The sequence below is a fragment of the Thiocapsa sp. genome (assembly GCF_018399035.1).
Classification (GTDB): Bacteria; Pseudomonadota; Gammaproteobacteria; order Chromatiales; family Chromatiaceae; genus Thiocapsa.
Genome location: NZ_CP073760.1, coordinates 3,722,794 through 3,746,716 on the forward strand (window position 1 = coordinate 3,722,794; position 23,923 = coordinate 3,746,716).

Annotated in this window: 19 protein-coding genes; 9 read left to right on the top strand and 10 right to left on the bottom strand. The window is 66.0% G+C overall.

The window, feature by feature from the left end:
• Window positions 1-134 precede the first annotated feature (134 nt).
• Window positions 135-1,586 carry a glycosyltransferase family 2 protein gene (locus KFB96_RS16965; protein ID WP_213457168.1) on the bottom strand — a complete coding sequence of 484 codons (1,452 nt, stop codon included), beginning with the start codon at window positions 1,584-1,586 and terminating at the stop codon, window positions 135-137.
• 333 nt (window positions 1,587-1,919) lie between these two features.
• On the opposite strand from KFB96_RS16965, the gene KFB96_RS16970 reads away from it, so the two are divergent.
• Window positions 1,920-2,216, top strand: a complete 297-nt coding sequence (locus KFB96_RS16970) for a hypothetical protein (RefSeq protein ID WP_213501452.1) — start codon at window positions 1,920-1,922, stop codon at window positions 2,214-2,216.
• Between the two features lie 129 nt (window positions 2,217-2,345).
• On the opposite strand, the gene KFB96_RS16975 is transcribed toward KFB96_RS16970, so the two are convergent.
• The 7 genes from KFB96_RS16975 to KFB96_RS17005 form a co-directional block, all read right to left on the bottom strand.
• Window positions 2,346-3,257, bottom strand: coding sequence for a Tim44 domain-containing protein (locus tag KFB96_RS16975; RefSeq protein ID WP_213457164.1), 912 nt, complete (start codon window positions 3,255-3,257; stop codon window positions 2,346-2,348).
• 107 nt (window positions 3,258-3,364) lie between these two features.
• Entirely contained in the window at window positions 3,365-5,107 is a 1,743-nt protein-coding gene (gene ggt, locus KFB96_RS16980) for a gamma-glutamyltransferase (protein WP_213457162.1), read from the bottom strand.
• Entirely contained in the window at window positions 5,082-5,333 is a 252-nt protein-coding gene (locus tag KFB96_RS16985) for a YfhL family 4Fe-4S dicluster ferredoxin (RefSeq protein ID WP_213457160.1), read from the bottom strand. Before KFB96_RS16985 ends, ggt begins: the two co-directional genes overlap by 26 nt.
• Before the next feature lie 67 nt (window positions 5,334-5,400).
• Window positions 5,401-5,877 (bottom strand): pantetheine-phosphate adenylyltransferase, encoded by a 477-nt coding sequence (coaD, locus tag KFB96_RS16990; RefSeq protein ID WP_213457158.1) that lies wholly within the window; start codon window positions 5,875-5,877, stop codon window positions 5,401-5,403.
• A gap of 86 nt (window positions 5,878-5,963) precedes the next feature.
• A complete protein-coding gene (gene rsmD, locus KFB96_RS16995; protein ID WP_213457156.1) occupies window positions 5,964-6,563 on the bottom strand; it encodes a 16S rRNA (guanine(966)-N(2))-methyltransferase RsmD in 600 nt (199 codons plus the stop codon).
• The gene (locus tag KFB96_RS17000; protein WP_213457154.1) at window positions 6,550-7,902 is read right to left on the bottom strand and encodes a pitrilysin family protein; all 1,353 of its coding nucleotides are present in this window, start codon (window positions 7,900-7,902) and stop codon (window positions 6,550-6,552) included. The genes rsmD and KFB96_RS17000 overlap by 14 nt, the downstream gene beginning before the upstream one ends.
• A complete protein-coding gene (locus KFB96_RS17005) occupies window positions 7,892-9,268 on the bottom strand; it encodes a pitrilysin family protein (RefSeq protein ID WP_213457152.1) in 1,377 nt (458 codons plus the stop codon). Before KFB96_RS17005 ends, KFB96_RS17000 begins: the two co-directional genes overlap by 11 nt.
• 281 nt (window positions 9,269-9,549) lie before the next feature.
• Between KFB96_RS17005 and ftsY the strand changes: the two genes are divergently transcribed.
• The 8 genes from ftsY (at window position 9,550) to KFB96_RS17045 (ending at window position 20,450) form a co-directional block, all read left to right on the top strand.
• Window positions 9,550-10,746 (top strand): signal recognition particle-docking protein FtsY, encoded by a 1,197-nt coding sequence (gene ftsY, locus KFB96_RS17010; RefSeq protein WP_213458196.1) that lies wholly within the window; start codon window positions 9,550-9,552, stop codon window positions 10,744-10,746.
• A 12-nt stretch (window positions 10,747-10,758) separates the two neighbouring features.
• Window positions 10,759-11,427 carry a cell division ATP-binding protein FtsE gene (gene ftsE, locus KFB96_RS17015; protein WP_213457150.1) on the top strand — a complete coding sequence of 223 codons (669 nt, stop codon included), beginning with the start codon at window positions 10,759-10,761 and terminating at the stop codon, window positions 11,425-11,427.
• Window positions 11,428-11,429: 2 nt separating this feature from the next.
• Window positions 11,430-12,425, top strand: coding sequence for a permease-like cell division protein FtsX (gene ftsX, locus KFB96_RS17020; RefSeq protein WP_213457148.1), 996 nt, complete (start codon window positions 11,430-11,432; stop codon window positions 12,423-12,425).
• Window positions 12,426-12,765: 340 nt separating this feature from the next.
• Window positions 12,766-14,178 carry a DASS family sodium-coupled anion symporter gene (locus KFB96_RS17025; protein ID WP_213457146.1) on the top strand — a complete coding sequence of 471 codons (1,413 nt, stop codon included), beginning with the start codon at window positions 12,766-12,768 and terminating at the stop codon, window positions 14,176-14,178.
• Window positions 14,175-16,160: an ATP-binding protein gene (locus KFB96_RS17030; RefSeq protein ID WP_213457144.1), complete on the top strand. Its 1,986-nt coding sequence runs from the start codon at window positions 14,175-14,177 to the stop codon at window positions 16,158-16,160. The genes KFB96_RS17025 and KFB96_RS17030 overlap by 4 nt, the downstream gene beginning before the upstream one ends.
• Window positions 16,157-16,642, top strand: a complete 486-nt coding sequence (locus tag KFB96_RS17035) for a response regulator (protein WP_213457141.1) — start codon at window positions 16,157-16,159, stop codon at window positions 16,640-16,642. Before KFB96_RS17030 ends, KFB96_RS17035 begins: the two co-directional genes overlap by 4 nt.
• A 413-nt stretch (window positions 16,643-17,055) precedes the next feature.
• A complete protein-coding gene (gene rpoH, locus KFB96_RS17040) occupies window positions 17,056-17,895 on the top strand; it encodes an RNA polymerase sigma factor RpoH (protein WP_213457139.1) in 840 nt (279 codons plus the stop codon).
• A gap of 422 nt (window positions 17,896-18,317) precedes the next feature.
• On the top strand, window positions 18,318-20,450 hold the full coding sequence (locus tag KFB96_RS17045) for a YgiQ family radical SAM protein (RefSeq protein WP_213457137.1): 2,133 nt from the start codon (window positions 18,318-18,320) through the stop codon (window positions 20,448-20,450).
• Here KFB96_RS17045 and KFB96_RS17050 read toward each other — a convergent pair.
• The gene (locus KFB96_RS17050; RefSeq protein ID WP_213457136.1) at window positions 20,441-21,745 is read right to left on the bottom strand and encodes a BPSS1780 family membrane protein; all 1,305 of its coding nucleotides are present in this window, start codon (window positions 21,743-21,745) and stop codon (window positions 20,441-20,443) included. The genes KFB96_RS17045 and KFB96_RS17050 overlap by 10 nt on opposite strands.
• 85 nt (window positions 21,746-21,830) lie before the next feature.
• The gene (locus tag KFB96_RS17055) at window positions 21,831-23,792 is read right to left on the bottom strand and encodes an SEC-C domain-containing protein (protein WP_213457134.1); all 1,962 of its coding nucleotides are present in this window, start codon (window positions 23,790-23,792) and stop codon (window positions 21,831-21,833) included.
• Window positions 23,793-23,923: the final 131 nt, after the last annotated feature.

The window sequence follows — 23,923 nt, forward strand, 5'->3', positions numbered from 1 at the left end:
TCGGGCTCGTCGACGACGAGCATGGGGGTATTGTTCATATCCGTGAGTCTATCAGGCGAGCATAGGGGGCAAACGTCTTCCTGCATGCACCCGAATCGGCCGAATGTGGTTTCGACCGACTCGGGCGCATGGCGTCAGGAACCGGCGCCTGTCTGTTTCGATAGCGTGCGCCCGTCCAGGAACTGCAAGGTTCCCACGCCCAGCAGGCCGCCGATGACCATGACCAGGTAGATGACCGAGACCGGCTCCTCCAGCAGTGCGAAACCCAAGAGGCCGAGACCCGCACTCAGCTCCAGGAGTCCGTTCGGCCAGCGCACCATCCTGCGCGGGCCGGCCGTGACTGCGCCCTTCGGCGTGCGCACGAAGGGGCTGCGATAGCCGAGCAGGGCCTCCAAGCCGGCGCGCGCGTTGGAGAGAAGCAGTCCGGTGGTCAGGAAGAGCGCACCGAAGACCTCGGTTGCCGTTGCCTTTGCTCCGGAGCGGATGCCGGCGAGCGTCATAAAACCGATGGGTGCCGCGAAGCCGAGGATCGAGGCGACGATCGCGACTCGGCTCAGTACCTCGCCGGGCACCGCCGCGCCGGCGATGAAGGGCAGTCCCAAGACCACGCATGCCGCGCCGATCAGGAACGCCAGGGGTTGGCCGAGCTGGAAGCTGATCATGACCTTCTGCCAACGCGGCAGCGCCGGGCTCGCCCAGATCATCGGCAGCAGCTTCACGAAGCACTGAGCGAATCCCTTGGTCCAGCGAAACTGTTGCGTCCGCCAGGCGCGCACCGAGACGGGCAGCACGCCGGGGACCGGGAGGTCCTTCATGAACCCGGAGCGCCAACCGCGTAGACGGGCCCGCAGACTCAGGTCCAGGTCCTCCGTGAGCGTGTCGCCTTGCCAGCCGCCGGCGTCATCGATTGCGCGGCGACGCCAGACACCGCAGGTCCCGTTGAAGGGGACCGGCAGACCCAGGCGCCAACGCGCCTCCTGCTCGACCTGGAAGTGCGAATCGAGCAAGCGCGCCTGCGTGCGGGTGAGCAGGCTGTCGTCCCGGTTGATGTGCGCCCAGCGGGCCTGGACATAGGCGAGATCGGGTTGTGCAAGCAAGGGGTCGATGGTTTTGCGCAGGAAATCAGTCGGCGGTATGAAATCGGCGTCGAAGATGGCCACGAACTCCGCATCCGAGTGCTCGAGGCCCGCCGCCAGCGCACCGGCCTTGAAGGCGGTGCGTTTGATCCGATGCAGAAGCTCGATCTGGACGCCTTCCCGGCGCAGCTTGGCGACGGCCCGCTGGCTGAGCGACAGCGAAAAGGCGTCGGTGCTGTCGTCGAGCACCTGGATCTGCAAGCGCTCTCTCGGCCAATCCAGGGCCATCACGGCCTCGAGGACGCGATCGACCAGCTCGCCCTCGTTGAAGAGCGGGAGCTGCACGAGCACCGTCGGCAACTGCGTGCGGGTGTGCGGTGTGGCGACGAGACGTCGGGCCGGCATCAGCAGACGCGCGAGCATGAGCCCGAGAAGATTGAGCGACGACATCGCCAGGAGGATCAAGCCAAGCGTCAGGAGCAGCTCGACAATCGGTTCCGCTGCGAGCATGGTTTTTTATCCGTGAGATCCAGAGCGGTTGAAGGGACGTTGACCGGCCGGCGGGCGAGGAAGGGTCGAGCCGGATGGCCGACATTCCCGACAGGGACCCAGGCGGGATCCACTGCGGGTCCGGGTTCAGAGTCGGCGATCCAGGGGATCCGACCGCACGCGCAACAGCATAGAGCGAGCCCCCTCGAAACGGCAAGGCCCAAGTCGGTAAGAGGGCATCATCCTAGGATAATGGCTCGGGCGAGCCGGGCACGAAGAAAAGCCGGATGCGAACGCGATTCAGGTCGTAAAATCGAGCCGCGATCCTACCTTCAACCGACCAGGCATCGGACCATGCTCGACCTCATGCAGCATCTTGCCGCGCGTTTCGCCCCTGCCCGGGCCGTCTTGATCGGCCTTGCCGCGCTCGGGGCATTGGCCGCGGGGATCTCGCTCGTCGCGTTCGAGGCGGCGAAGGGGGATCTGGTTCTGTTTCCCGCGTTGGTCGTTCTGTTGTGGGCCGTGCTGGGGGTGGTCTTCATCGATCTGTTTGCCCGCATCCCGAAGGCTCCCGAGGCGGGGGAGGCTGGCGCCGATGGATGCGGGGGCTGTTGCGAAGGTTCTACTGGCTCCTTGCCATGGGCTTTTTGATCCTTGGTTTAATCGCCGTGGATGTGAGTTTCTCCATCGCACGCGAGTGGTTCAACGACAGGGCGCCGATCGGGCAAGCCAAGTGAGGATGCCGGCCTGCGCCGCTCGCGGCGCAGGCCGGCTCCCGGATCAGCCTTCGACCTGCTGGATGCCTGCAATATGCCAGTCGCCCTCGGCGCCGTCCCAACGATGCTGAACGTGCCAGATCTCGCTGAAGGCATCCGCTGCGCCCTTCTCGTCCTCGCGGATCAGGCCGGAGAAGAGCACGCTCGCCACCACTAGATCACCCTCGCGACGCACCCCGATCAGCTCGGCGTTCAGACGCACGACCTCGGTGGATTGGCTTCCCTCGGTCTTGAGGCGCTCGCGCTGCAGATCCGCGAAGAGCTCGGGCGTCATGTATTCGCGGATGCCGTCGAAGTCGGCTTGGTCCCAAGACGCCTGAAGATTGATGAAGTGCGACTTCGCACCTTCCAGGAAGCCGACGCCGTCGAACCAGCTCGGTGACTGGTTGTCGCCGGCGACCGGGCCGCCCTGAGCGCCCATGCCGGGGTGGAGGATGCCGCTGTCCGCCGGTCCGCGGCGCTCGTAGGCCGGAGCGGATCCGGCGTGCGGGAATCCGCCGCCCACACCGGCTGCGGCCATCGCCGGTTTGGCCTGATTACGCTTCCACATGCGAAACAGCATGAAGCCCCCGACCGCAAGCAGGACGATCAGGAGGAAGTCCATGATCTGGAACCCCTCGAAGCCGTCGCCGAAGAACATGGAGGCCAGCAGACCGCCGGCCGCAAGACCGGCCAAGGGACCGAGCCAACGGCTCGCGCCGCTCGCTGGGCGTTGGCCGGCAGCGGCTTGTGCCGCATTGGGCTGGGCTGGACGTTGCGCCGTCGCGGCCGGTGGGGCCTGGCGCTGCATCCCGCTGGACTGCTTGCCGAGGTTCATACCGCCGCCCATGCGCTTGGCCTCGACATCGGCGGGGACGGAAAGGACGGTGACCGCAATGATGGCGATGGCCGCGGTCATGAGTGATTTGAATCTCATGCGAGTCGTGACTCCTCGATAGGTGAGTTGACGTGATGATGGTGACGGGTCGGAACTCGACGCGAACCCTTCAGCATCCGGGCTGCGGCGCGAAAAACAATTCGGATTCACCGAACCTCGGCGTGCCCGGCACCGCGAGGATCGCTCGCGGCCTTCACCTGCCCGTTCGCGCGATCCCAGAGGATCGTCTGCATGTCTCCGATGGGGCGGATCAGCAGCTCGAGCCGATGCCCCATCGCCGTCAGGTCGCGTTGTTCGTCCAGGCTCAGCGCACCCGACTCGAGCTCGAGCCGATCCGGAAGGTATTGGTGATGGATGCGGGGCTGCGCGATCCACTCCTCGAGCGAGACCCCGTCGACAGTCCCCAGAACACCCTGCAGCACCATGGTGATGATACGGCTGCCGCCGGGTGTGCCCAGGATGACGACCGTCTCGGGCGACTCCAGAAAGGTCGGCGACATGCTCGAGAGCATGCGCTTGCCGGGGGCGATGGCATTGGCCTCCCCGCCGATCAAGCCGTAGGCGTTCGCCACACCGGGTTGCGCGGAGAAATCGTCCATCTCGTCGTTCAACAAGACACCGGTGCCGGGCGGGACGAATCCGGAGCCGAAGGGATAGTTGATGCTGAGTGTCGCCGCAACCCGGTTGCCCTCGCGATCGAGGATCGAGAAGTGCGTGGTATCGCGGCCCTCGGATGCGGGCACATCGGTCTCGGCGGTCGTACTCGGCGTGGCACGGGTCGGATCGAAATCGCGAATCAGGCCGGCCGCATAGTGCGGATGCGTCAGGCGCTCGATGGGCATCTCCACGTGATCGGGGTCGCCGAGATAGCGGGCGCGGTCGCGATAGGCCCTGCGCATCGTCTCGACGAGCGCATGGGTCCGCGCGGTTCCGGACTCCGCCTGCGGCTCGATCGCGGAGAGCATGTTGAGCATTTGGACCAGCAGCACGCCCCCGGAGGAGGGTGGTGCGGCACTGACGAGACGCCAGCCGCGAAAGTGCGCGACGATCGGCTCGCGCTCCAGGGCACGGTATTCGGCAAGGTCCTCGAGGGTCCAGATCCCGCCCGCGGCACGCACGCCGGACACCAAGCGGTCCGCGGTCTCGCCGGTATAGAAGCCCGCATGGCCGCCGCTTGCCAGGCGCTCGAGGGTGTCGGCGAGATCCGGCTGACGCAGACGGTGTCCGCGGGGCGGGACCTCGTCGTCGACCAGAAACTGAGCGGCGCCTGCCGGCGAGGCACGCAAGGCCGACAGACGCCATGCGGCCACCCGTCGATACCCGTCACCGACCTCGAATCCGTCGCGCGCGAGACCGACCGCCGGAGCGAGGGTCTGCGTCAACGGCAGGCGTCCGTAGCCCTCGGCGAGTTGCACGAGCGCGGCCGGTGTGCCGGGAATACCTGCAGACAGGGGTCCGACAAGGGCAGACTCGGGGACGAATTGCCCTGCGTCGTCGAGAAAGAGGTCGCGATGGGCCGCCAGCGGCGCACGCTCGCGTCCGTCGAGCATGGTCTCGTGGCAGTCTTGTGCGCGATGAAGCAGCCAGAAGCCCCCGCCGCCGATCCCGGAGCCGTAGGGCTCGACGACGGCCAAGGCGGCGGTGACCGCGACGGCGGCATCGAAGGCGTTGCCTCCGGCGTCGAGAATCTTCAGGCCGGCCTCGGTCGCCAAGGGGTGCGCCGAGGCGATGGCGGCCTGAGCAGGACGGACCTGCGGCCCGTCACAGGCGGCTCGGGCCCCCGCGGATGCGAGCAGGAGCGCCGCGAACCACAGGCCGCCGAGCCACAGTGCGCGGCGACGGCCTGCGGCGCTTCGGGCGACGTCAGCTCTCGCCGGTGATGTGCTCATACTTGGCCCGAAGCTCCTCCTCGGTCTCCTCGTGATCCGGGTCCTTGATGATGCAGTCGACCGGGCAAACCTCGACACACTGCGAGGTCTCGTAATGACCGACGCACTCGGTGCAGAGGCTGGGCTCGATCACATAGATCTCGTCGCCTTGCGAGATGGCGCCGTTCGGGCACTCGGGCTCGCACACATCGCAGTTGATGCACTCGTCGGTAATAATCAGGGCCATGAAATCACTCCTGGTCGAGGGGTTTAGGGTCGCTGGACCCAAAGGGCTGTATGGGGCTGCGCGGATCTTATCCAAACCGCTCGTTCAGTGCAGCCTGCACCGCAGGCGCCACGAAGGTCGAGACATCTCCGCCGAGCCGTGCGACCTCGCGCACCAGCGAGGAGGAGATGTAGGAGTAGGTCTCGGCCGGCGTGAGAAACAGGGTTTCGATGTCCGGGGCCATGCGCCGGTTCATGCCGGCCAGCTGGAACTCGTACTCGAAGTCCGAGACCGCCCGCAAACCACGCATGATGACGCTGACGCCGAGCTGCCGGGTGAATTCCACGAGGAGCCCGTGGAAGGGAACCACCTCGACGTTCTCGCGCGGCCCGAGCGCCTCTCGAACCAAGGCCACACGCTCGTCGGTCGAGAACAGCGGGGTCTTGCCGGTATCCACCGCGACCGCGACGATCACGCGGTCGAACAGTCGCGCGGCACGCAGGATCAGATCGGTATGACCATTGGTGACGGGATCGAATGTCCCCGGATAAACCACGCTTCGCAAACCCGTTTCCTCGCTCGGATGAAGGCACCGGGGCCCCCGGCCCGTCGGCGGCCCGCACGATACCACAGCGGAGGCTCGGGTAGGAGTCAGGCAGTTCCGCGGATCGCCTCGGCGGTGCCGGCATCCGAGCCGAGGATCACGAGCCCGTAGCGCACCTGCCCGGCCGTCTTGTCCCGAACGAGGTTCCAGCCCGGCGGCAGATCCGGAAACCCGATCCGCGCCGGGGCCTCCAAGTAGACGCGACTTCCCGGCTCGAGCCAGCCTCGGCCGGCCAAGCGCTCGATCGCGGGTGCCCAAAGCGCCTCATCGAAGGGCGGGTCGAGGAAGACGATGTCGAACGGCGGCCCCGCGCCTTCGAGCCAGCGGATCGCGTTACCGTGCACGACCCGCGTCTCTTCGGCGCCCAGTCGGCGGGCGTTCGCTTCGAGCTGGCGCGCGACCGACCCGGAGTGTTCGATCAAGACGACCTCGCCGGCCCCGCGGGAGACGGCCTCGAAGCCGAGCGCTCCGCTACCGGCAAAGACATCGAGACAGCGTGCGCCCGGGATGACGGGTGCCAGCCAGTTGAACAGGGTTTCGCGCACGCGATCCGACGTCGGCCGCAGCCCCGTCTCGCTCGGGATCGGCAGGCGGCGGCCGCGGAAGCGACCGCCGATGATGCGCAGCTCGCCTCTAGCCTTCGCCACCGACACCGACACCTGCGGTTTGCTCGGTGCTGCCCCCGACGACCACGATGGCCAGCCGATCCGGATGGAGCCGACGCGCAAAGGCGTCCTTGATCTGCTCGGCCGTCACCGACTCGATGCGGTCGGTGAAGCGGTCGAGATAATCCAGCGGCAGGTCGTAGAAGCCGATCACGGCGAGATACCCGACGATGTCCGAGTTGCTCGCGATCCGCAGCGGGAATCCACCGGTGATGTTCTTTTTCGCTGCGGTCAGCTCCGCCTCGCTCGGTCCGGATTCGATGAAGCGGCGCAGGGTGTCGAGCATCACCTCCCGTGCCTGGTCGGCCTGATCGTTCTTGGTCTGCAAGCCCATCAGGAAGGGGCCGGGCTGCGCCAAGGGCAGGAAGTAGCTGTAGGTGCTGTAGGAGAGCCCGCGTTTCTCGCGGATCTCCTCCATCAGCAGGGAGACCAAGCCGCTGCCCCCGAGGATGTGGTTGCCGACGTAGAGGGTGAAGTAGTCCGGGTCGCCGCGACGCATGCCGGGTTGGCCGGCCACCACGGTGGTCTGGCTGGACGGGAAGACGATCCGCTCCGTCACCGCGGCATCCAGATCCGTCACGCCCGGCAGGGGCGCCGGCCGCTCGCCCTTCGGAAGGCCGGCGGTGATCCGGTCCGCGAGCGCCTCGGCTTGCGGGCGGTCGAGCGCGCCGACGATCGCCAGCACCGCGTTGGCCCCGGTGTAGTGGCGCCGATGGAAGTCGGCCAGATCCTCGCGCGTGATTGCCGTGACCGTCTCGGCCGTACCGGACGGGTCCGCCGCATAGGGATGAGCGCCGAAGATCTTACGATAGAGCGCCTTTTGCCCGACCGTGCGCGGCGACTCCTCGGCCTGACGCAGTGCGATGAGTTGATTGCGACGCTCCCGCTCCAGATCCGCATCCGCAAAGGTCGGGGTGCTCGTCAGGGTCGCGAGCGTCTCCACCGCCGTGTCCATTGCAGGCTGTCGGGTCAGGGTGCGCAGCGACACCGTGGTCTTGTCCCGATCCGTGCTGGCGCCGAGTTTGGCGCCGACGTCTTCGAGCCGTGCTGCGATCGCGTCGGCGTCCCAGTCACCCGCGCCCTGCGTCAGCATGCCGGCCGTCATGGAGGCCAGGCCCGAGCGCTCGCCGTCGCGGGCGCTGCCGGCATCGAAGACCAGATTCACGTCGACCATCGGCAGCTCGGGCGAGGCGACGAAGAGCACGCGTGCCCCGCTCGCGGCCTGCCAGGTCTCGATCTGCGGTGCGGCCTGAAGGGTCCCGGCGGCGCACAGCAGAAGTGCGCTCGACCAGACGGAGAATCGGCGGGGATCAGTGCACATTGGTCTGCATCTCCAGCGCAACCGGTGCGCGCGCGGTTTGGTTGTCGTCCATCGGTTGCGGATCCAGGATACCGACGGTGAGCTTTTCGGGGACCAGGTACTTCTGCGCAACGGCGCGGACCTGCTCAGGGGTGATCGCCGCAAGCTTGTCGACATAGGTCTCGGCGAGCTCCCAACCCAGGCCCACCGTCTCCAGTTGGCCGAGGACCATGGCCTGGTAGAAGAGAGAGTCGCGCTCGTAGACCTTATCGGCGATCAGCTGATTACGGACACGCTCCATCTCGCCCTCGTCGACGAGATCGTTTCGGACGCGCTCGATCTGCGCGAGCAGCGCCGCTTCGACCTGCTCGATCGTCTGCCCCTTGGCCGGCACGCCGCTCAGCATGAACATGCCCGGCAGGCGACCAAAGGCGCTGTAGCTCGCGCTCGCCGAGGACGCGACTTGGCTGCCGCGCACCAGCTCGCGCTCCAAGCGGGTGCTGCTCCCGCCGTCCAGGACCGAGGTCAAGACCTCGAAGGCGTAGGGCTCCCAGGCCTCTTCGGCGTCCATCAGGGCCGGCGCCTTATAGCCCATCAGGAGATAGGGCTCTTGCGCGGGCGCCTTCACGACGATCCGCTTGGCCCCGAGCTGCTCGGGCTCGGGCTGCATCTTCGGCGGCCGGATCCGCTCGGGCTCGAGCGGGCCGAAGTGCTTCTCGGCCAAGCGGAAGACCTCCTGGGGATCGACATCGCCCGCGACGACCAGGGTCGCGTTGTTCGGGGCATACCAGAGGCGGTACCAGTCGCGCAGGTCTTCGACACTCGCCTGTTCCAGATCGCCGGCCCAGCCGATCACCGGGATTCGGTAGGGCGAGGCGACGTAGGCGACGGCGTTGAAGCGCTCGAAGGTCAGGGACTGAGGGTTGTCGTCCGTACGCGTGCGGCGCTCCTCCTTGACGACCTCCAGCTCCTTGACGAACTCCTCGGGGTCCAAGGCGAGATTGCGCATGCGCTCGGCCTCGAGCTCGAAGGCGATCTCCAGGCGGTCGTTCGCCAGCGACTGGAAGTAAGCGGTGTAGTCGCGCCCGGTGAAGGCGTTCTCCTCCCCGCCGTTCTCCGCGATGATGCGCGAGAACTCGCCCGGGGCGAGCCGCTCGGTCCCCTTGAACATCATGTGCTCGAGCAGGTGAGAGACGCCGGTCATCCCGCCGTACTCGTAGCTCGATCCCACCTTGTACCAGACCTGCGAGATGAGGATCGGGGCGCGCCGGTCGGGTTTGACCAGGACCTTGAGCCCGTTGTCGAGCGTGCGTTCGTGGACGGTCTCTGCCGCCGACAGCGTCAGCGCCGGCAGACACAAGAGCAAGCTGAAAAGGATTCGGTGCATGAAGACTCCGGTCGGATGCAATCGTAAGGCGAAAAGACCCGCTGCGGGCCATGTTGGGGCAGAGCCGGGGCCTTGGTAGTTCCCGGAGATGACGTTTTGGTAAGGCCGGGTTCACCTCGGGCAGGGCGAGGCTTGGGCGATCTGGCCGCGGCGATCTGATAGCATTGCGTCCACACGGGCGGAAGCGGCCTCGTCTGCCGGCGTATCGCAGTCACCGTCGAGTGCTCGACGGATCGCTCGCCAGCCCCTCGCTGTTTCTCTCCCCCTTCAGGCATGTCGTTATGTTCGGTTTCGGAAAAAAGCACAGGAAAGCCGCGTTGCCGGAGTCGGATCAATCGGCTACGGCCGAGCCGTCGTCGGCGGCGTCGGTCCATCCCGAGTCGGTCGCATCCGAGCCGCTACCCAAGCGGGGCGGGTGGTTTCGATCCAAGCACCGGGCGGTCGAGACGGAGACGCCGCCCGCCGCCGAGACGCGCGCCCACGAGCCTGTAGCTGCCCCCGCACCGGCTCCCGTCCCGGCTTCCAAGTCCGCGTCCGAGCAAGAGGAGCCGACGGAGAAGAAGTCCGGCGTCTTCTCGCGACTGCGCGAACGCCTGACACGGACCCGCGAGACGCTCGGCGAGGGTCTCGGGACACTCTTCATCGGTCGCAAGCGTATCGACGACGATCTCATGGAGGAGCTGGAGACCCTGCTGCTCACGGCTGATGTCGGTGTCCCCACGACCGCGCGCATCATGGAGGATCTGGCAAGCCGCGTGAAGCGCAAAGCGCTCGCCGATCCGCAGGCACTGCTCCGCGCGCTCAAGGGCGAGCTGCGCGCCGTTCTGCAGGCGGCCGATGCGCCGGTCCGCCAGCCTGCACCCGGTCGCCCCCAGGTGATCCTCATGGTCGGCGTCAACGGCGCCGGCAAGACCACCACGATCGGCAAGCTCGCCAAGCGGCTCCAGGAGGAAGGCAACAGCGTCATCCTGGCCGCGGGCGACACCTTTCGCGCGGCGGCGGTCGAGCAGCTCCAGGCCTGGGGCGAGCGTAACCGGGTGAGTGTGGTCGCGCAGCAGACGGGAGCGGATTCGGCATCCGTCATCTTCGATGCCCTGCAGGCGGCCACGGCCCGAGGGGCCGACGTGCTCATCGCCGATACGGCCGGTCGGCTGCACACCAAGTCCAACCTGATGGAGGAGCTGTCCAAGGTCGCGCGGGTGATGAAGAAGATCGACCCCGAGGCGCCTCACGAGGTGATGCTGGTCGTGGATGCCACGACCGGTCAGAACGCGCTTAGCCAAGCGATCCACTTCCATCAGGCGATCGGCTTGACGGGGATTACGCTGACCAAGCTCGACGGCACGGCCAAGGGCGGGATCCTTTTCGCGATCGCGGACCGTCTGAAGCTGCCCATTCGTTTCATCGGCGTGGGCGAGACCATCGATGACTTGCGCCCCTTCGACGCCGACGAATTCCTCGATGCCTTGCTGAGCTGAGGAGGCGGGGCCGTGATCTCTTTCGAGCACGTCTTCAAACGCTATCCGGAGCGCGGCGAGGCGCTGAGCGACCTCAGCTTCGAGATGGAGGCCGGCGAGATGGCCTTCCTCACCGGACACTCGGGCGCCGGGAAGAGTACCCTCCTGCGTCTGATCGGGCTGCTCGAGCGCCCGAGCCGTGGTCAGGTGATCGTGAACGGGCGAAATCTCGCCGCCCTGCCCAGACGCAAGATCCCCTATCACCGTCGCGAGGTGGGGATGATCTTCCAGGATCATCGACTCCTTCCGGACCGTAGCGTGTTCGACAATGTTGCCTTGCCGTTGGTCGTCGCCGGACTCGGGCAGCGCGAGATCGGTCGGCGGGTCCGCGCCGCGCTCGATCAGGTGGGTCTGCTCGCGCGCGAGCGCGCCACGCCGGTCGCGCTCTCGGGCGGGGAGCAGCAACGCGTCGGTATCGCGCGCGCAGTGGTCGGACGTCCGCCGCTTGTGCTGGCGGACGAGCCGACCGGAAATCTCGACCCCGACCTCTCGCGCGAGATCTTCGGTCTCTTCGAACGCTTCCATCAGGTCGGCGTGACCATCTTGATCGCCACCCACGACCTGGGTCTCGTCATGTCGATGCCCTATCGAACCATTACCCTTGCCGACGGGCGACTGGCCAACGACTCGAGGACCTGGTGACCATGGCCAAGCCCAAGACGGCCAAGCCCAAGACATCCAAGCGTACGCCGCACCGCCGCAGCGGTCCGCGTCTGCTGGACATGCCCGGGCTTTGGGCGAACAGGCATCTGCAGAACGCCGTCGCGACCCTCGGGCGACTCATGCGCACACCCCTGCCGACCGGGATGACGGTCGCGGTGATCGGGATCTCGCTGGCCTTGCCGGCCGCGCTCTTCGTCGTGACCGAGAACCTGCGCACCATGGCCGGCGGTTGGGACCAAGCCGCGGCCATCTCGCTGTTTCTGAAACAGGACGTCGACGACGCCGCGGCCGCCCGGCTGGCGGAGCAGCTGCGCGCCCGACCCGAGCTGGCTCAGATCCATCTGATCAGTCGCGAGCAGGCGCTCAACGAGTTTCGGGCGCTCGGCGGATTCGAGGATGCCCTCTCGCAGCTCAAGAGCAATCCCTTGCCGGCGGTCCTGGCGATTTACCCGATGGCGGCCTTCTCCACACCCGAGCGGCTGCAGGCGCTGCACGACGAGCTGATGACCCTGCCCGAGGCCGACTTCGCCCGGATGGATACACTCTGGCTGCAACGCTTCCAGGCGATCCTCGACCTGGCCCAGCGGGTGGTGCTCCTGCTCGGCGGACTGCTCGGCCTCGGTGTTCTGCTGATCGTCGGCAATACCATCCGGCTCGAGATCCTGAACCGGCGTATCGAGATCGAGATCATGGAGCTGGTGGGCGCGACCGGGGGCTTCATCCGCCGGCCCTTTCTCTATGCCGGGGCCTGGTACGGCCTGCTCGGCGGCCTCACCGCCTGGTTCCTGGTGACCATCGCCGTCGTGCTGCTGCAGCAGCCGGTCTCGCGCTTGGCGACCCTGTATCGAAGCGAGTTTCCGCTCACCGGTCTCGGTCCCTTGGCGATGCTGGTGATCCTCTCCGGGAGCGTGCTCTTTAGCCTGATCGGCAGCTGGATCGCCGTGAACCGTCATTTGCGCGGCGCGGAGCCGGGCTAAACCGCGCCCGGTGCGGTGTGCGATGTTTTTGGGTTGGATCGGTCGCGGCCGGAACCTTAGGTGTCGGAGCCGGCGCGGTTTAGGATTGTTGAAGATGAGAACGGCAATCCTGCGTTTCCGCCTCGGTTCCGGGATGCACTTGTCTTCGGAGGCGCCGTTTGATGCATCCACGGTCATGAGCGAGGGTGTGTTTTAAAATAGTATTTTTTTAGTATGTTAAACCGCGACGGTTCCAACGGCTGTTAAGTCTGCCGGGGCCGATCCCGTCCATAAACATTGCATACCGCACCGGGCGCGGTTTCGATCCGACTCAAACCCCGAAATCAGGACTTTCCTACCCATGTCGACCCCGACTGCGCGACCGCGCGTCAGCTTGCCGCGTCCCACCCCCGTGCAGCGTCTCGGGTTGCTCTTGGGCTCCATCGCCTTCCTGGTGCCGCTCCTGGTCGAGATCCCGGGCTTGGCGCCGGCCGGGCATCGGATGCTGGCGATCTTCCTGCTTGCGATCCTGCTCTGGGTGACGGAGGCGATTCCACTCTATGCCACGGCGATGCTGGTGATCTTGCTTCAGGTCCTGATGCTCTCGGATCAGGCGCTGGTCGGCGGCGTTGGCCCGTTACCGTCCGCGGCGAGCTATTTCGCGGCCTTGGCGAATCCGGTCATCATCCTCTTTCTCGGTGGTTTCTTGATCGCGGACGGCGCCCATAAATTCGGGCTGGACCGCAGCCTCGCGGCCGTGATGCTGCGGCCCTTCGCCGGCAACGCCCGTACCTCGGTGCTTGGACTCATGACGATCACCGCGCTGCTCTCGATGTTTGTCTCCAATACGGCGACCGCGGCAACCATGTTCGCGGTGGTCATCCCGATCCTGGCCGCGCTGCCGGCCGGACCCGCCCGCACCGGCGTCGCCTTGGCGATTCCGGTCGCGGCGAACGTCGGCGGGATCGGGACCCCGGTCGGCTCTCCACCCAACGCCATCGCGCTGGGTGCATTGGAGGCAGCGGGCCAAGGGATCTCCTTCATCGGCTGGATGCTCCTGGCGGTCCCGCTGATGCTGGTGGTGTTGCTGTTTGCCTGGTGGTTCCTGACGCGTCGCTACATCGCCGCGGACACCCCGTTGACGCTCCAGCTCTCGGCTGACTTCGACCGCTCGCCCGCTGCGATCCTCTTCTACCTGATCGCCGGTGCCACCGTTTTGCTCTGGTTGACCGAGCCCTTGCACGGCATCTCCTCCTCGACGGTCGGTTTTTTTCCGGTCGTCGCGCTGCTCGCGACACAGGTCATGGGCGCCGACGACATCCGGCGTCTGCAGTGGCCGGTGCTTTGGTTGGTCGCCGGCGGAATCGCCTTGGGTGCGGGGATCGGCAACAGCGGCTTGGATGTCTGGCTGGTCGGTTTGGTGGCCTGGGATGCCCTGCCGTTGACGCTCTTGCTGGTGCTCTTGGTGGGGGTCTCGGTCGGACTCTCCACCGTGATCTCGAACTCGGCTACGGCGAACCTGCTGGTCCCCTTGGCGCTGAGCCTGGCGATCGGGCTGCCGATCGATCCGACTGCCGTCGGCGTGATGGTTGCGCTCGCCTGCGCGCTCGCCATGGCCTTGCCGATCTCCACGCCGCCGAACGCGGTCGCCTACGCGACCGGCGAGGTGCAGACGCGGGAAATGGTCGTCAGCGGCCTCGTCATCGGTGGCTTCGGTGCGCTCCTGCTGGCGCTCGTGATGCCGACGGTTTGGGGAGCCTTGGGCCTGCTATGACCGAGATCGGTAAACCCGCGGGAGAGGAGGGGCGCGGAACGGGTCATCGGATGGACGACCTGTTTGTCCTGATCGTGGCGCCCGAGCCCTTGGCCGCCACGATCGCGGAGGAGGTGGCCCGCGGGTTGACCGGCATCGCGCAGGTGGCCTGCGCAGCGGATGCCGCGGAGGCCTGCGCCTTGGTGGCCGCTCATCCCGAGAGGGTCGTGCCGCTGGTCCTGATGACGGCCACGGCCGAGTCGCCCGAGTCAACAGACACGCGGATCGCGCTGCTCGACGAGCAGGCGGTCCTGAGCCGGGCCAGTGTCCTCCTCCTGACCGATCGAGCGCTTCACGATGATCTGTCCCGGTCGATCGACCGCGACCGACTGCATGCCGTGATGACCTACCCCTGGTCGCCCGGCATCCTTGCCTGGCACGCGCGGGCTCAAACGGTGCGCTGGCTGAGCATGCACCGACCGACCGACCCGCGCACCCGTGCGCTCGTGGCGGCCGACGGTCGTCCGGTCGCGCAGCCCGAGAGCGACCTGCTGCGTCTGCTCGAGCTCGACACCCACGAGGTGACGACCCAACTGCTCGCCGGGGTCGAGCGCGTTCTGGGTCCGCGTCCGCGTTTGCTCCTGCCGGCCGGGACACGTCTGATCCACGAGGGCGTCGACGTGGACGCCGTTCTCGTCGTCCTGCGCGGTCGGGTCGCCCTCGACCACGCCTCGCCGACCGGGGATCTGCGGCTCCACCACGACTCCACCGGATCGGTCGTCGGCCTGCTGTCGTTGGCCCAGCAGGAACGCGCCTTTTTCACCGCGCGCGCGACCACCGAGGTCGAGGTCGTGCATCTGTCCTTCGAGCAGCTCGATCGTGCGCTGGCGGTGGACGCCTCGCTCGGCGCGGCGATGGCCGCGGTCTCCATCCGCGCCCTGGCCAAACGGCTGCGACGCGCCGATCAGCTTCAAGTCGAGAAGACCCAGCTCAACCATGTCCTGGAGCGCGAGCGGCAACAGCTCTCCGAGGCGCTGCACTTGCTCGAGCAGGCCCGCTTGGATCTGGTCGAGCAGGCGCGCTACGCCACGCTCGGCGAGATGGCGGCCGGGATCGCCCACGAGCTCAACAATCCGGTCGCGGCCATGCTGCGTGCGACCACCTATGTCGGCGAGGACCTGGAGCGCGTGCTCGCGAGCCATCCGCAAGGCCGCCTTGCGAGCGAGATCTTTGCGGCCGAGCGCGACCGCGCGCCGCGCAGCACGCGCGAGGAGCGCGCGGCGCGGCGACGCCTCGAAGCGGTCCTCGGCGATGTCGGGCTGGCGCAACGTCTGTTCGATGCCGGGATCGAAGACCCCGACCGGGCGCGCGCGCTCGCCGCCGATCCGCCGAGTCTCGATCTGGTGGAAGCGGTTGCCGGCATCGGCTCGGCGGTGCGTAACCTCGAGGTTGCCTCCCGACGGATGTGCGAACTGGTGACAAGCCTGCGCGCCTACGCCCGTCCCAAGGGCGAGCCGGTCGTCGGTGTCGATCTGCATGCCGGTCTCGAAGACACGCTGCGTCTCATGGCGCACCGGCTGCGCGATGTCGAGATCGAGCGCCGCTACGGCGATCTGCCCCCGATTCGCTGCCACCCCGGCGAGCTCGAGCAGCTTTGGACCAACCTCTTGGTCAATGCGCGCGACGCACTCGGCGACGGACCCGAGGGAAGCGGGCGCATCGTATTGATCACGGATGCGCCGGACACGGGGCATGTGCGTGTGCAGATTCGCGACAACGGACGCGGGATCGATCCGGACATCCTGCCGCGGGTCTTCGAGCCCCGCTTTACCACCAAGCAGGGTGCCGTGCGCTACGGGCTCGGGCTCGGGCTCGCCATCGCGCGGCGGATCGTGGATGCTCACGGCGGGGCGATCGCGCTGAGCTCGCGGCCCGGCTGCACACGGGTGAGCGTGACCCTGCCGGTGGCCGGCCCGCCGAACGACGAGGACATCGAGACATGAAGCTGGCACTGTTGATCTTGGAGGACGAGCGCCCGGTCCGCGAGGCGCTCAGACGCGACCTAGCGCTGTTCGCGCGTCATGTGCGCATCGAGGAGGCCGAGGACGTGCCGACCGCGCTGGAGGTGATCGAGGAGATCGACGCGGCAGGCGATCGGCTCGCGCTCGTGATGGCCGATCACCGCCTGCCCGGAATCAGCGGCGTCGATTTTCTGATCGGCCTCGCGGCCGACGATCGCGCCGCGGCCGCACGCAAGATCCTGGTGACGGGCCAGGCCGATCAGGACGACACCATCCGCGCCATCAACGAGGCCGGACTCGACCGCTACGTCGCCAAACCCTGGCAGGCGGATGCCCTGTGCGACATGGTTCGCGACCAACTCACCGAGTTTGTCGTCGCGGCGGGTGTGGATCCCTTGCCTCACCTCGCCGTCTTGGATGCCGAGCGCGCACTCTCGATCGTGCGGGAGCGCGGGGATCTTTGAGCGGGAATCTTCCGGGACGCGGAGGCTTGCACGGCTCCGCACCTGGATCGTTCAGCTCTCGGGGACCTTCTGTCGGAGCGATCAGGCGTCTACGACTTGAACAGGTTCCTGAAATGAAATCCCATGATTGTTTAGGGTGAAATGTACCCTCGAAGCGTCCCCATGAAATTTTATTCATTTCTTATTTGATTGATTCTAAAATATAAATGTCATCATCAGCGCTGACGATGAACATCATCGGAACATACGATCTTGATTTTGAACGTGTCTGTCTTGCCGAATTCGCGAACATCTCCTAGAGTCTGGTGAACTTTTGTCGCGGTCCGGCCTCCAAAACCCCGCCGAAAGTGCTGGCAAAATCCCGAGCGTACTGCTAGGGTATTTACCAAAGTAACTAACTCAGGTATTGGATCATGGCCAAAGACTTCGCTCTCATGCCGACGGGTACCATCGACTCCTACATCAGCGGCGCCTACCAGATTCCGGTCCTGACCCCGGAAGAGGAGAAGTCGCTCGCGATCCAGCTGCGCGACCACGGCGACATGGAAGCAGCCAAGCGGCTCGTCACCTCGCATCTTCGCTTCGTCATCCGCATCGCTCGGGGTTATCTCGGGTATGGTTTGCCACTTCCGGATCTGATCCAAGAAGGCACCGTGGGGTTGATGAAGGCGGTTCGTCGATTCGAGCCCGACATGGGCGTGCGTCTCGTCTCCTTCGCCGTGCACTGGATCCGGGCGGAGATCCACGAGTACATCCTGCGCAACTGGCGGATCGTGAAGGTCGCGACGACCAAGGCTCAACGTAAACTCTTCTTCAACCTGCGCAGCGCGAAGAAGCGTCTGGGCTGGTTTACGAAGGCGGAAGTCGATGCGGTTGCGGCCGATCTGGGCGTGAAGCCCGAGACCGTCCTGCAGATGGAATCTCGGCTGGCCAATCAGGATCTGTCGTTCGACGGTTTGGAGGACGACGACGACGACTCGCCCTCCGCGCCCTCGACCTACCTGCCCGATGTGCGGATGGAGCCCGCTAAGCTGCTCGAGCGCCAGGACACCGAGCGCGATCAACATCAACGCCTCTATTCCGCGCTCAAAGGTCTGGACGAGCGCAGCAAGACGATCCTGCGCGAGCGCTGGCTGTCGGAGAAGAAGCAGACGCTTCATGAGCTTGCCGAGCAGTTCGGTGTGTCCGCCGAGCGCATTCGCCAGATCGAGAAGAATGCGATGAAGAAACTGAGGCTCCAGCTCGAGGTGTAAGATGGTCCGCAAGTCGAGGTCGCAGCTCGCTTCCGCGAGCGCGGCCTCGGCCCCTCGACCCGAAGAAGGTCTGCCGACCACTTCCGCACCCGCACCTGCGCATACCTGATCCAAGACGGTGGCCACCCCAACGGTGTCTGCCGTTTTTTTTGTTTAGGAACGATTCAAAAACAACCGAAACACGTAGGATGGGTAGAGCGAAGCGAAACCCATCCAGCCCGCTCCAAGCGCATCGGACCGAAGCCCGGCAACGCGGCGGTTTGGAGGATGGGTTTCGCTGACGCTCTACCCATCCTACGGTTTCATCAAGGCGTTCACCTTGTTTCTGAATCGTCACTTAGACGATTTCCGACAACGAATAGCTTTCGAGCACTTTTTTAGGTTACGGCTCTGCCGGTAGATCCTTTTCCGGAATTCACCTTATGACGAAAGCACCCGACATCTTTTCCCATCGCAAGCATTGGGCCCACAAGCTGGGGACCGCCCCGGAGCTGCCCATGTCACGCGCCGAGATGGATCTGCTTGGCTGGAACAGCTGCGACATCGTGATCCTGACGGGGGATGCCTACGTGGATCATCCCTCGTTCGGAATGGCGATCATCGGTCGGCTGCTCGAGGCGCAGGGCTTTCGTGTCGGCATCATCGCCCAGCCGGACTGGACCTCGGTCGAGGATTTCCGACGCCTCGGACAGCCGAACCTTTTTTTCGGGATCACCGCCGGAAACATGGACTCGATGGTGAATCGCTACACCGCCGATCGACGTTTGCGCTCGGACGATGCCTACACGCCTGACGGTGCCGCGGGCCGCCGCCCCGATCGTTCGGTGACCGTCTATGCACAGCGTGCGCGCGAGGCCTTCAAGGGCGTGCCCATCGTGATCGGGGGGATCGAGGCGAGCCTGCGCCGCATTGCCCACTATGATCACTGGTCCGAGCAGGTCCGTCGCTCCGTCCTGGTGGATGCGAAGGCCGACCTCCTGATCTACGGCAACGCCGAGCGCGCACTGGTCGAGCTTGCGCACCGCCTGGCGCGCGGCGAGCCGATCGAGCAGATCCGCGATCTGCGCGGGACCGCCTTCAAGACCCGCGGCCGACCGGATGACTGGGCCGAGATCGATTCGAGCGGACTCGATCGACCGGGGCGGGTGGATCCGCATCCGGATCCTTACGCGGTCGCCTCGAAAGAGTCCGACGCAAGCGACTCCCCCGCGACCCCCGACGGGGCGCAGGTCATCCGGTTTCAGGCGCGACCGCAACGCACGGATCGGACCCGCACGGTGGTGCGCCTGCCCTCGTTCGCGCAGGTCCGCGACGACCCGGTGCTCTACGCCCATGCCTCGCGGGTCTTCCATCTGGAGACCAATCCCGGAAACGCCTGTGCGATAGTCCAGGCCCACGGCGATCGGGATGTCTGGCTCAATCCGCCGCCGATCCCGCTGACCACCGCGGAGCTCGACCGGGTCTACGAGCTGCCTTACAGCCGTCGCCCGCATCCGAGCTACGGCGAGGCGCGGATCCCGGCCTGGGAGATGATCCGCTTCTCGGTCAACATCATGCGCGGCTGCTTCGGCGGCTGTACCTTCTGCTCGATCACCGAGCACGAGGGTCGCATCATCCAGAGCCGCTCGGAGGAGTCCATCCTGCGCGAGCTCGAGGAGATCCGCGACCGTACCCCGGGATTCACGGGCACCATCTCGGATCTCGGCGGACCGACCGCCAACATGTACCGACTCGCCTGCAAGGATCCGCGCATCGAGTCGTCCTGTCGGCGTCCGTCCTGTGTCTACCCGGACGTCTGTCCAAACCTCAACACCGATCACGCACCCCTGATCCGGCTGTATCGCCGTGCACGTGCCATCCCCGGCATCAAGCGGGTGCTGATTGCCTCCGGGTTGCGCTACGACCTGGCGGTGCGCTCGCCCGAGTACATCCGCGAGCTGGTCACGCACCATGTCGGCGGTTATCTCAAGATCGCTCCGGAGCATACCGAGGCCGGGCCGCTCAGCAAGATGATGAAGCCCGGCATCGGGACCTACGACCTCTTCAAGGAGCTGTTCGACCGCTATTCGCGCGAGGCAGGCAAGGAGCAGTATCTCATTCCCTATTTCATCGCCGCCCATCCGGGCACCAGCGATGACGATATGCTGAATCTGGCGCTCTGGCTCAAGCGCAACGGCTTCCGCCCCGACCAGGTCCAAGGTTTCCTACCGACACCGATGGCGACCGCCTCGGCCATGTATTACTCGGGTCGGAACCCGTTGAAAAAGGTCACGCGTGATTCTGAGCGGGTTCCCGTGGTGCGCAAACAGCGCCAGCGGCGTCTGCACAAGGCATTCCTGCGCTACCACGATCCGGAGAATTGGCCGCTGCTGCGTGAGGCACTCAAGGAGATGGGCCGTTCCGATCTGATCGGCAACGGCAAGCGTCACCTGGTGCCGTCCTTTCAACCCGCCGGCACGGGGCTGTCGCCGGAAGGGCGCCGCAGCGCCGGTCGCCCCGGTCGCTCGGCCGTGCGACCGGGCCGACCGGGCCGACCGGCAAAGACTCAACCGTAAAAGATATCCCGATAGGCCGTATAGATCGCGATGGTCAGGACGGGCACGACAACCAGCAGTCCGAGCATCAGGGGCAGGGAGCCGAGGATCACCAGCACCATCGCGACCAGCCCGTAGATCAGGAAGGGCAGGATGTTCTTCAGGCAGCCGGAGAAGCTCAGCCTGAACGCCTTGAGCACCGGGACCTCATCGAGTGCCACCAGGCTCGGGGCGAAAAACATGGCCATCGCGAGCGGGATGCCGAGCAGCATCGCTACGAGCACCGGCAGAAGGATCATCGGGTTGGCGAAGACGATGCCGATGTCGTTCGGGTCCATCGTCGATAGATCCATCGTGCTTCCCATGGACGCGAATACCGCGGCGAACAGCAGCCCCGCGACGATCACGATGCCGAACGCAAGCAGCAGATAGACGAGACCGACCAAGGCGAGCGGTCCCGGGCTCTGCGACACACCCGCAAAGAGGTGACTGATCTCGAAGCGACCCTCCCGAGACTGGCGGTGCGCGCCGATCACGAGTCCCGCGCTCAGCATCGGCGTGAGGATGGTCACGGCCAAACCGCCAACCCAGGGCACGATGCTGAGCAGGATCAGGATGATGTAAAACAGGACCACTGCACCGATCCAGGCGCCCGGCTGCGCCTTGAACAGCTGCCACGCCTCGGTGATCCACAGCCAACCGTGTCCGACGGGCCGCGATTGAGGTGCCTGCAGCGCGTCCTCCTCGGGCTCGGCGCGAGGCGGTGTCAAATCGGCTCGCGGCGGTGCATAGGGGTTGTCGACCCGGTTTGGCGGGCGCGGCGGACGCATCCCGCGGTTGGCAAGGTAGCGCTCCACGACCACTCCGCAGGCCTGGCAGATGCCGGTGAGCTCCGAGACGGCGTCGGCACCGCACTTCGGACAGCGTGTCGGATCATCTTCGGAACCATTTTCGAGTCGTGCGTCGTCCTGTCGGGTGTTGTCGGACCCGGGCGATGTGTCGGCGCCGAACTGCTGCGGTGTCGGTTGGGCAGGCGCGGCGTCCGTTCGGTTGCCGGCGGGTGCCGGTGCGGTTTTCGTCGTGGATTCGGGCTCGATGGTCACCTTCACGCCGATGGTGCTCAGGGCGTCCCGGTAGCGCTGCGCCTCCCCGCTCGTCAAGCTGTGCTTCAAGACTCGGCCGGGGCCGCCGAGGATCAGATCCCGCGCGGTGTCTTCCTGAAGCTTGAACTTGGCCGCCAACCGCGGCACCACGTCCTGCAATGCATGACCGGGCATGAGCTCGCCGGCGTAGAGGATCCGATAGCGTCCTTCCATCGCGGTTCTCCTGAGAAAGGCAGTGATACGGGAGCGGCTCGGTCAAACGATGTCCAACAGCATCGCATACCCTGCCGGGCGCGGTTTAAGCGGTCAGGCGCCTCAGCCAAGCGAGTATGCCGGGCTCGGCTGCCCAGACGTCGCGCATCGCCTCGCGGTACATCCACGCCTGGTCGTCGCCGCCGGGGATGGTGTCGGGCGGGGCGAACCGCGGACGTTTGATGCGTTTACGGGTCAAATAGTGCGGGATTCTCGGCAAGCGGTTCACTGCGGTCGTCAGCACCAGGCGTGCCCTGTCCTGCCGTCCCAGGCGGTAGAGTGCCAGCACCTCGCCGTAGGCGAGATCCGCCAGTCCATCGTTCGGGAAGCGTCTGGCCAACGCCAGCGCCAGCTCGTCCTGGCCGTCGCGCAGATAGTGATTCATGAGCTCCGCGCGCACGCCGTGGTTATCCCGAGGGTTGAGCCGCAGCAGGCTCTCGAGCGTTCGTGCCGCACCGTTCGGCTCGTCTTCGTCGATCTGGCAGAGATACTGTCTGAAAATCAGCCGCAACGCCGGGCGATTGGGGGGCGCAGACCAGGGAATATGTTGGGGAGCGTCCTCGGGCAGCACCTGATCCAGAATGCTCCGCGCGCGCTCGAGCAGCGGACGCAGCAGGAGATGGGAGATCCACGGCAAAGCGCTCTCGGGATGCAGGTAAAGGGCGGTCGCGAGATCGTCGAGCACCTCCAGACTGTCGGCGAGTGCGGGGTTCGCCTGCAGGTGATCGAGCCAGTCGGGGGTCGACCAGAGATCGACGTCCTCCTCGGGAACAAGGCGAGTCGAATCGGGTTTTGCCCACGGAAAGACCGCTTTCCACTCCGTTTCAAGTTGGCGCACCGCCGCCGGGGCGCGCAGCCGTGTCGGGTTGGGGCCGTATCGCGAGAGGCCGAGTTCCCTGTCGTCGTCGGCGCCGTCCGGTACCGGGGCATCGAGATCGTCGAACAGCGCGAGCTGACCCGGGAGCCACCCGGGTGCATGAATATTCAGCGGCTCCAAGCGATAATCGGGCAACGGACGGGCCTGAATCAGGGTGATCCAGTCGTGAAGATCGAGCAAGACCGGATCCAGCGCATCCGAATGGCTGTCCACGAGCGCTTGTTGCGGATCCTCGACGGCATGGTTGAGAAAATCCAAGACACCGGGATGGGTGAACCCGACCTGACGAAATCGGAAGAGCCAGAAGCGGGCGCGCTCGCGGGCGATCCAATCCTTGTGCTGGGCTGCAAGGAGCGTGATCTCGAGGATCGCCGTGCCGGGGTTATCCGGGTCGCTTCGCAATGCGTCGGTGAACGCCGCATCGGCCGTCGCGAAATCGCCGTCGTCGATCGCCATGGTGCAGCGCCGTTGCCAGGCGGCGGCCTGCAAGGGCCGGCTGCCCTCGGCGCAGATCCGCGCGAGGAACGTCTCCTTCTTGCGCCGATGACCGAGGCGATCGTAGGCATCGCACAGGATGTCGATCGACGGCTCGAATTCACCGTCCAGATCCTCGAGCGATCCCGCAAACAGGGGTTCCAAAAGCGCCGCCGCGCGCTTCGGCCGATCCTGCGTGAGCCAGCGATCGGCGATGCGGGCAAGGAGTGGCTCGGGAACCGCGTGCAGGTCGAGCGCCTCGCGTAGCCCGTGCTCGGGCAACTCGTCGAGCAGGATCTCCCAGACCAGGTCGCTCGACAGCTCCGGCACCTCGTCGATGGCGCCGCAGCACTCGCCGTAAGGGCTCCCCGAGCCGCAGGAGCAGGGCTCCTCGGGCGGGTGAGGCGTCATCAATCGGGTCTGGAAGGCGTAGCTCGGTTGCGGGGTCGCGTTCCAGATCGCCGTTCCGAGGAGATTGGCGAGACGTCGCCGCTCGACCTCGTCGAGATCGCCCCCGGACAACCCGAGCATCTCCGGGAGATGAGCGCGCGCCCAGTCGAGGAAGCTGTCGGGATCCGGGGCAAGCAGGATCTGTCGCACTGAACGCTGAATCACCTCTTCGAAGCGTTCGGTATCGGCCATGTCGTGGTCCAGCATCGCGATCTCCTCCGTCGGATGGAGGCAGTTTGGGGATGCGCCCGCCGGGGCTGAAGCGGTCTCGCGGCGGATCCTGCATCCTTTGATTGTAAACCCTCTCGGGAGGGCTGTGTCGATGACCTGAAACAGTT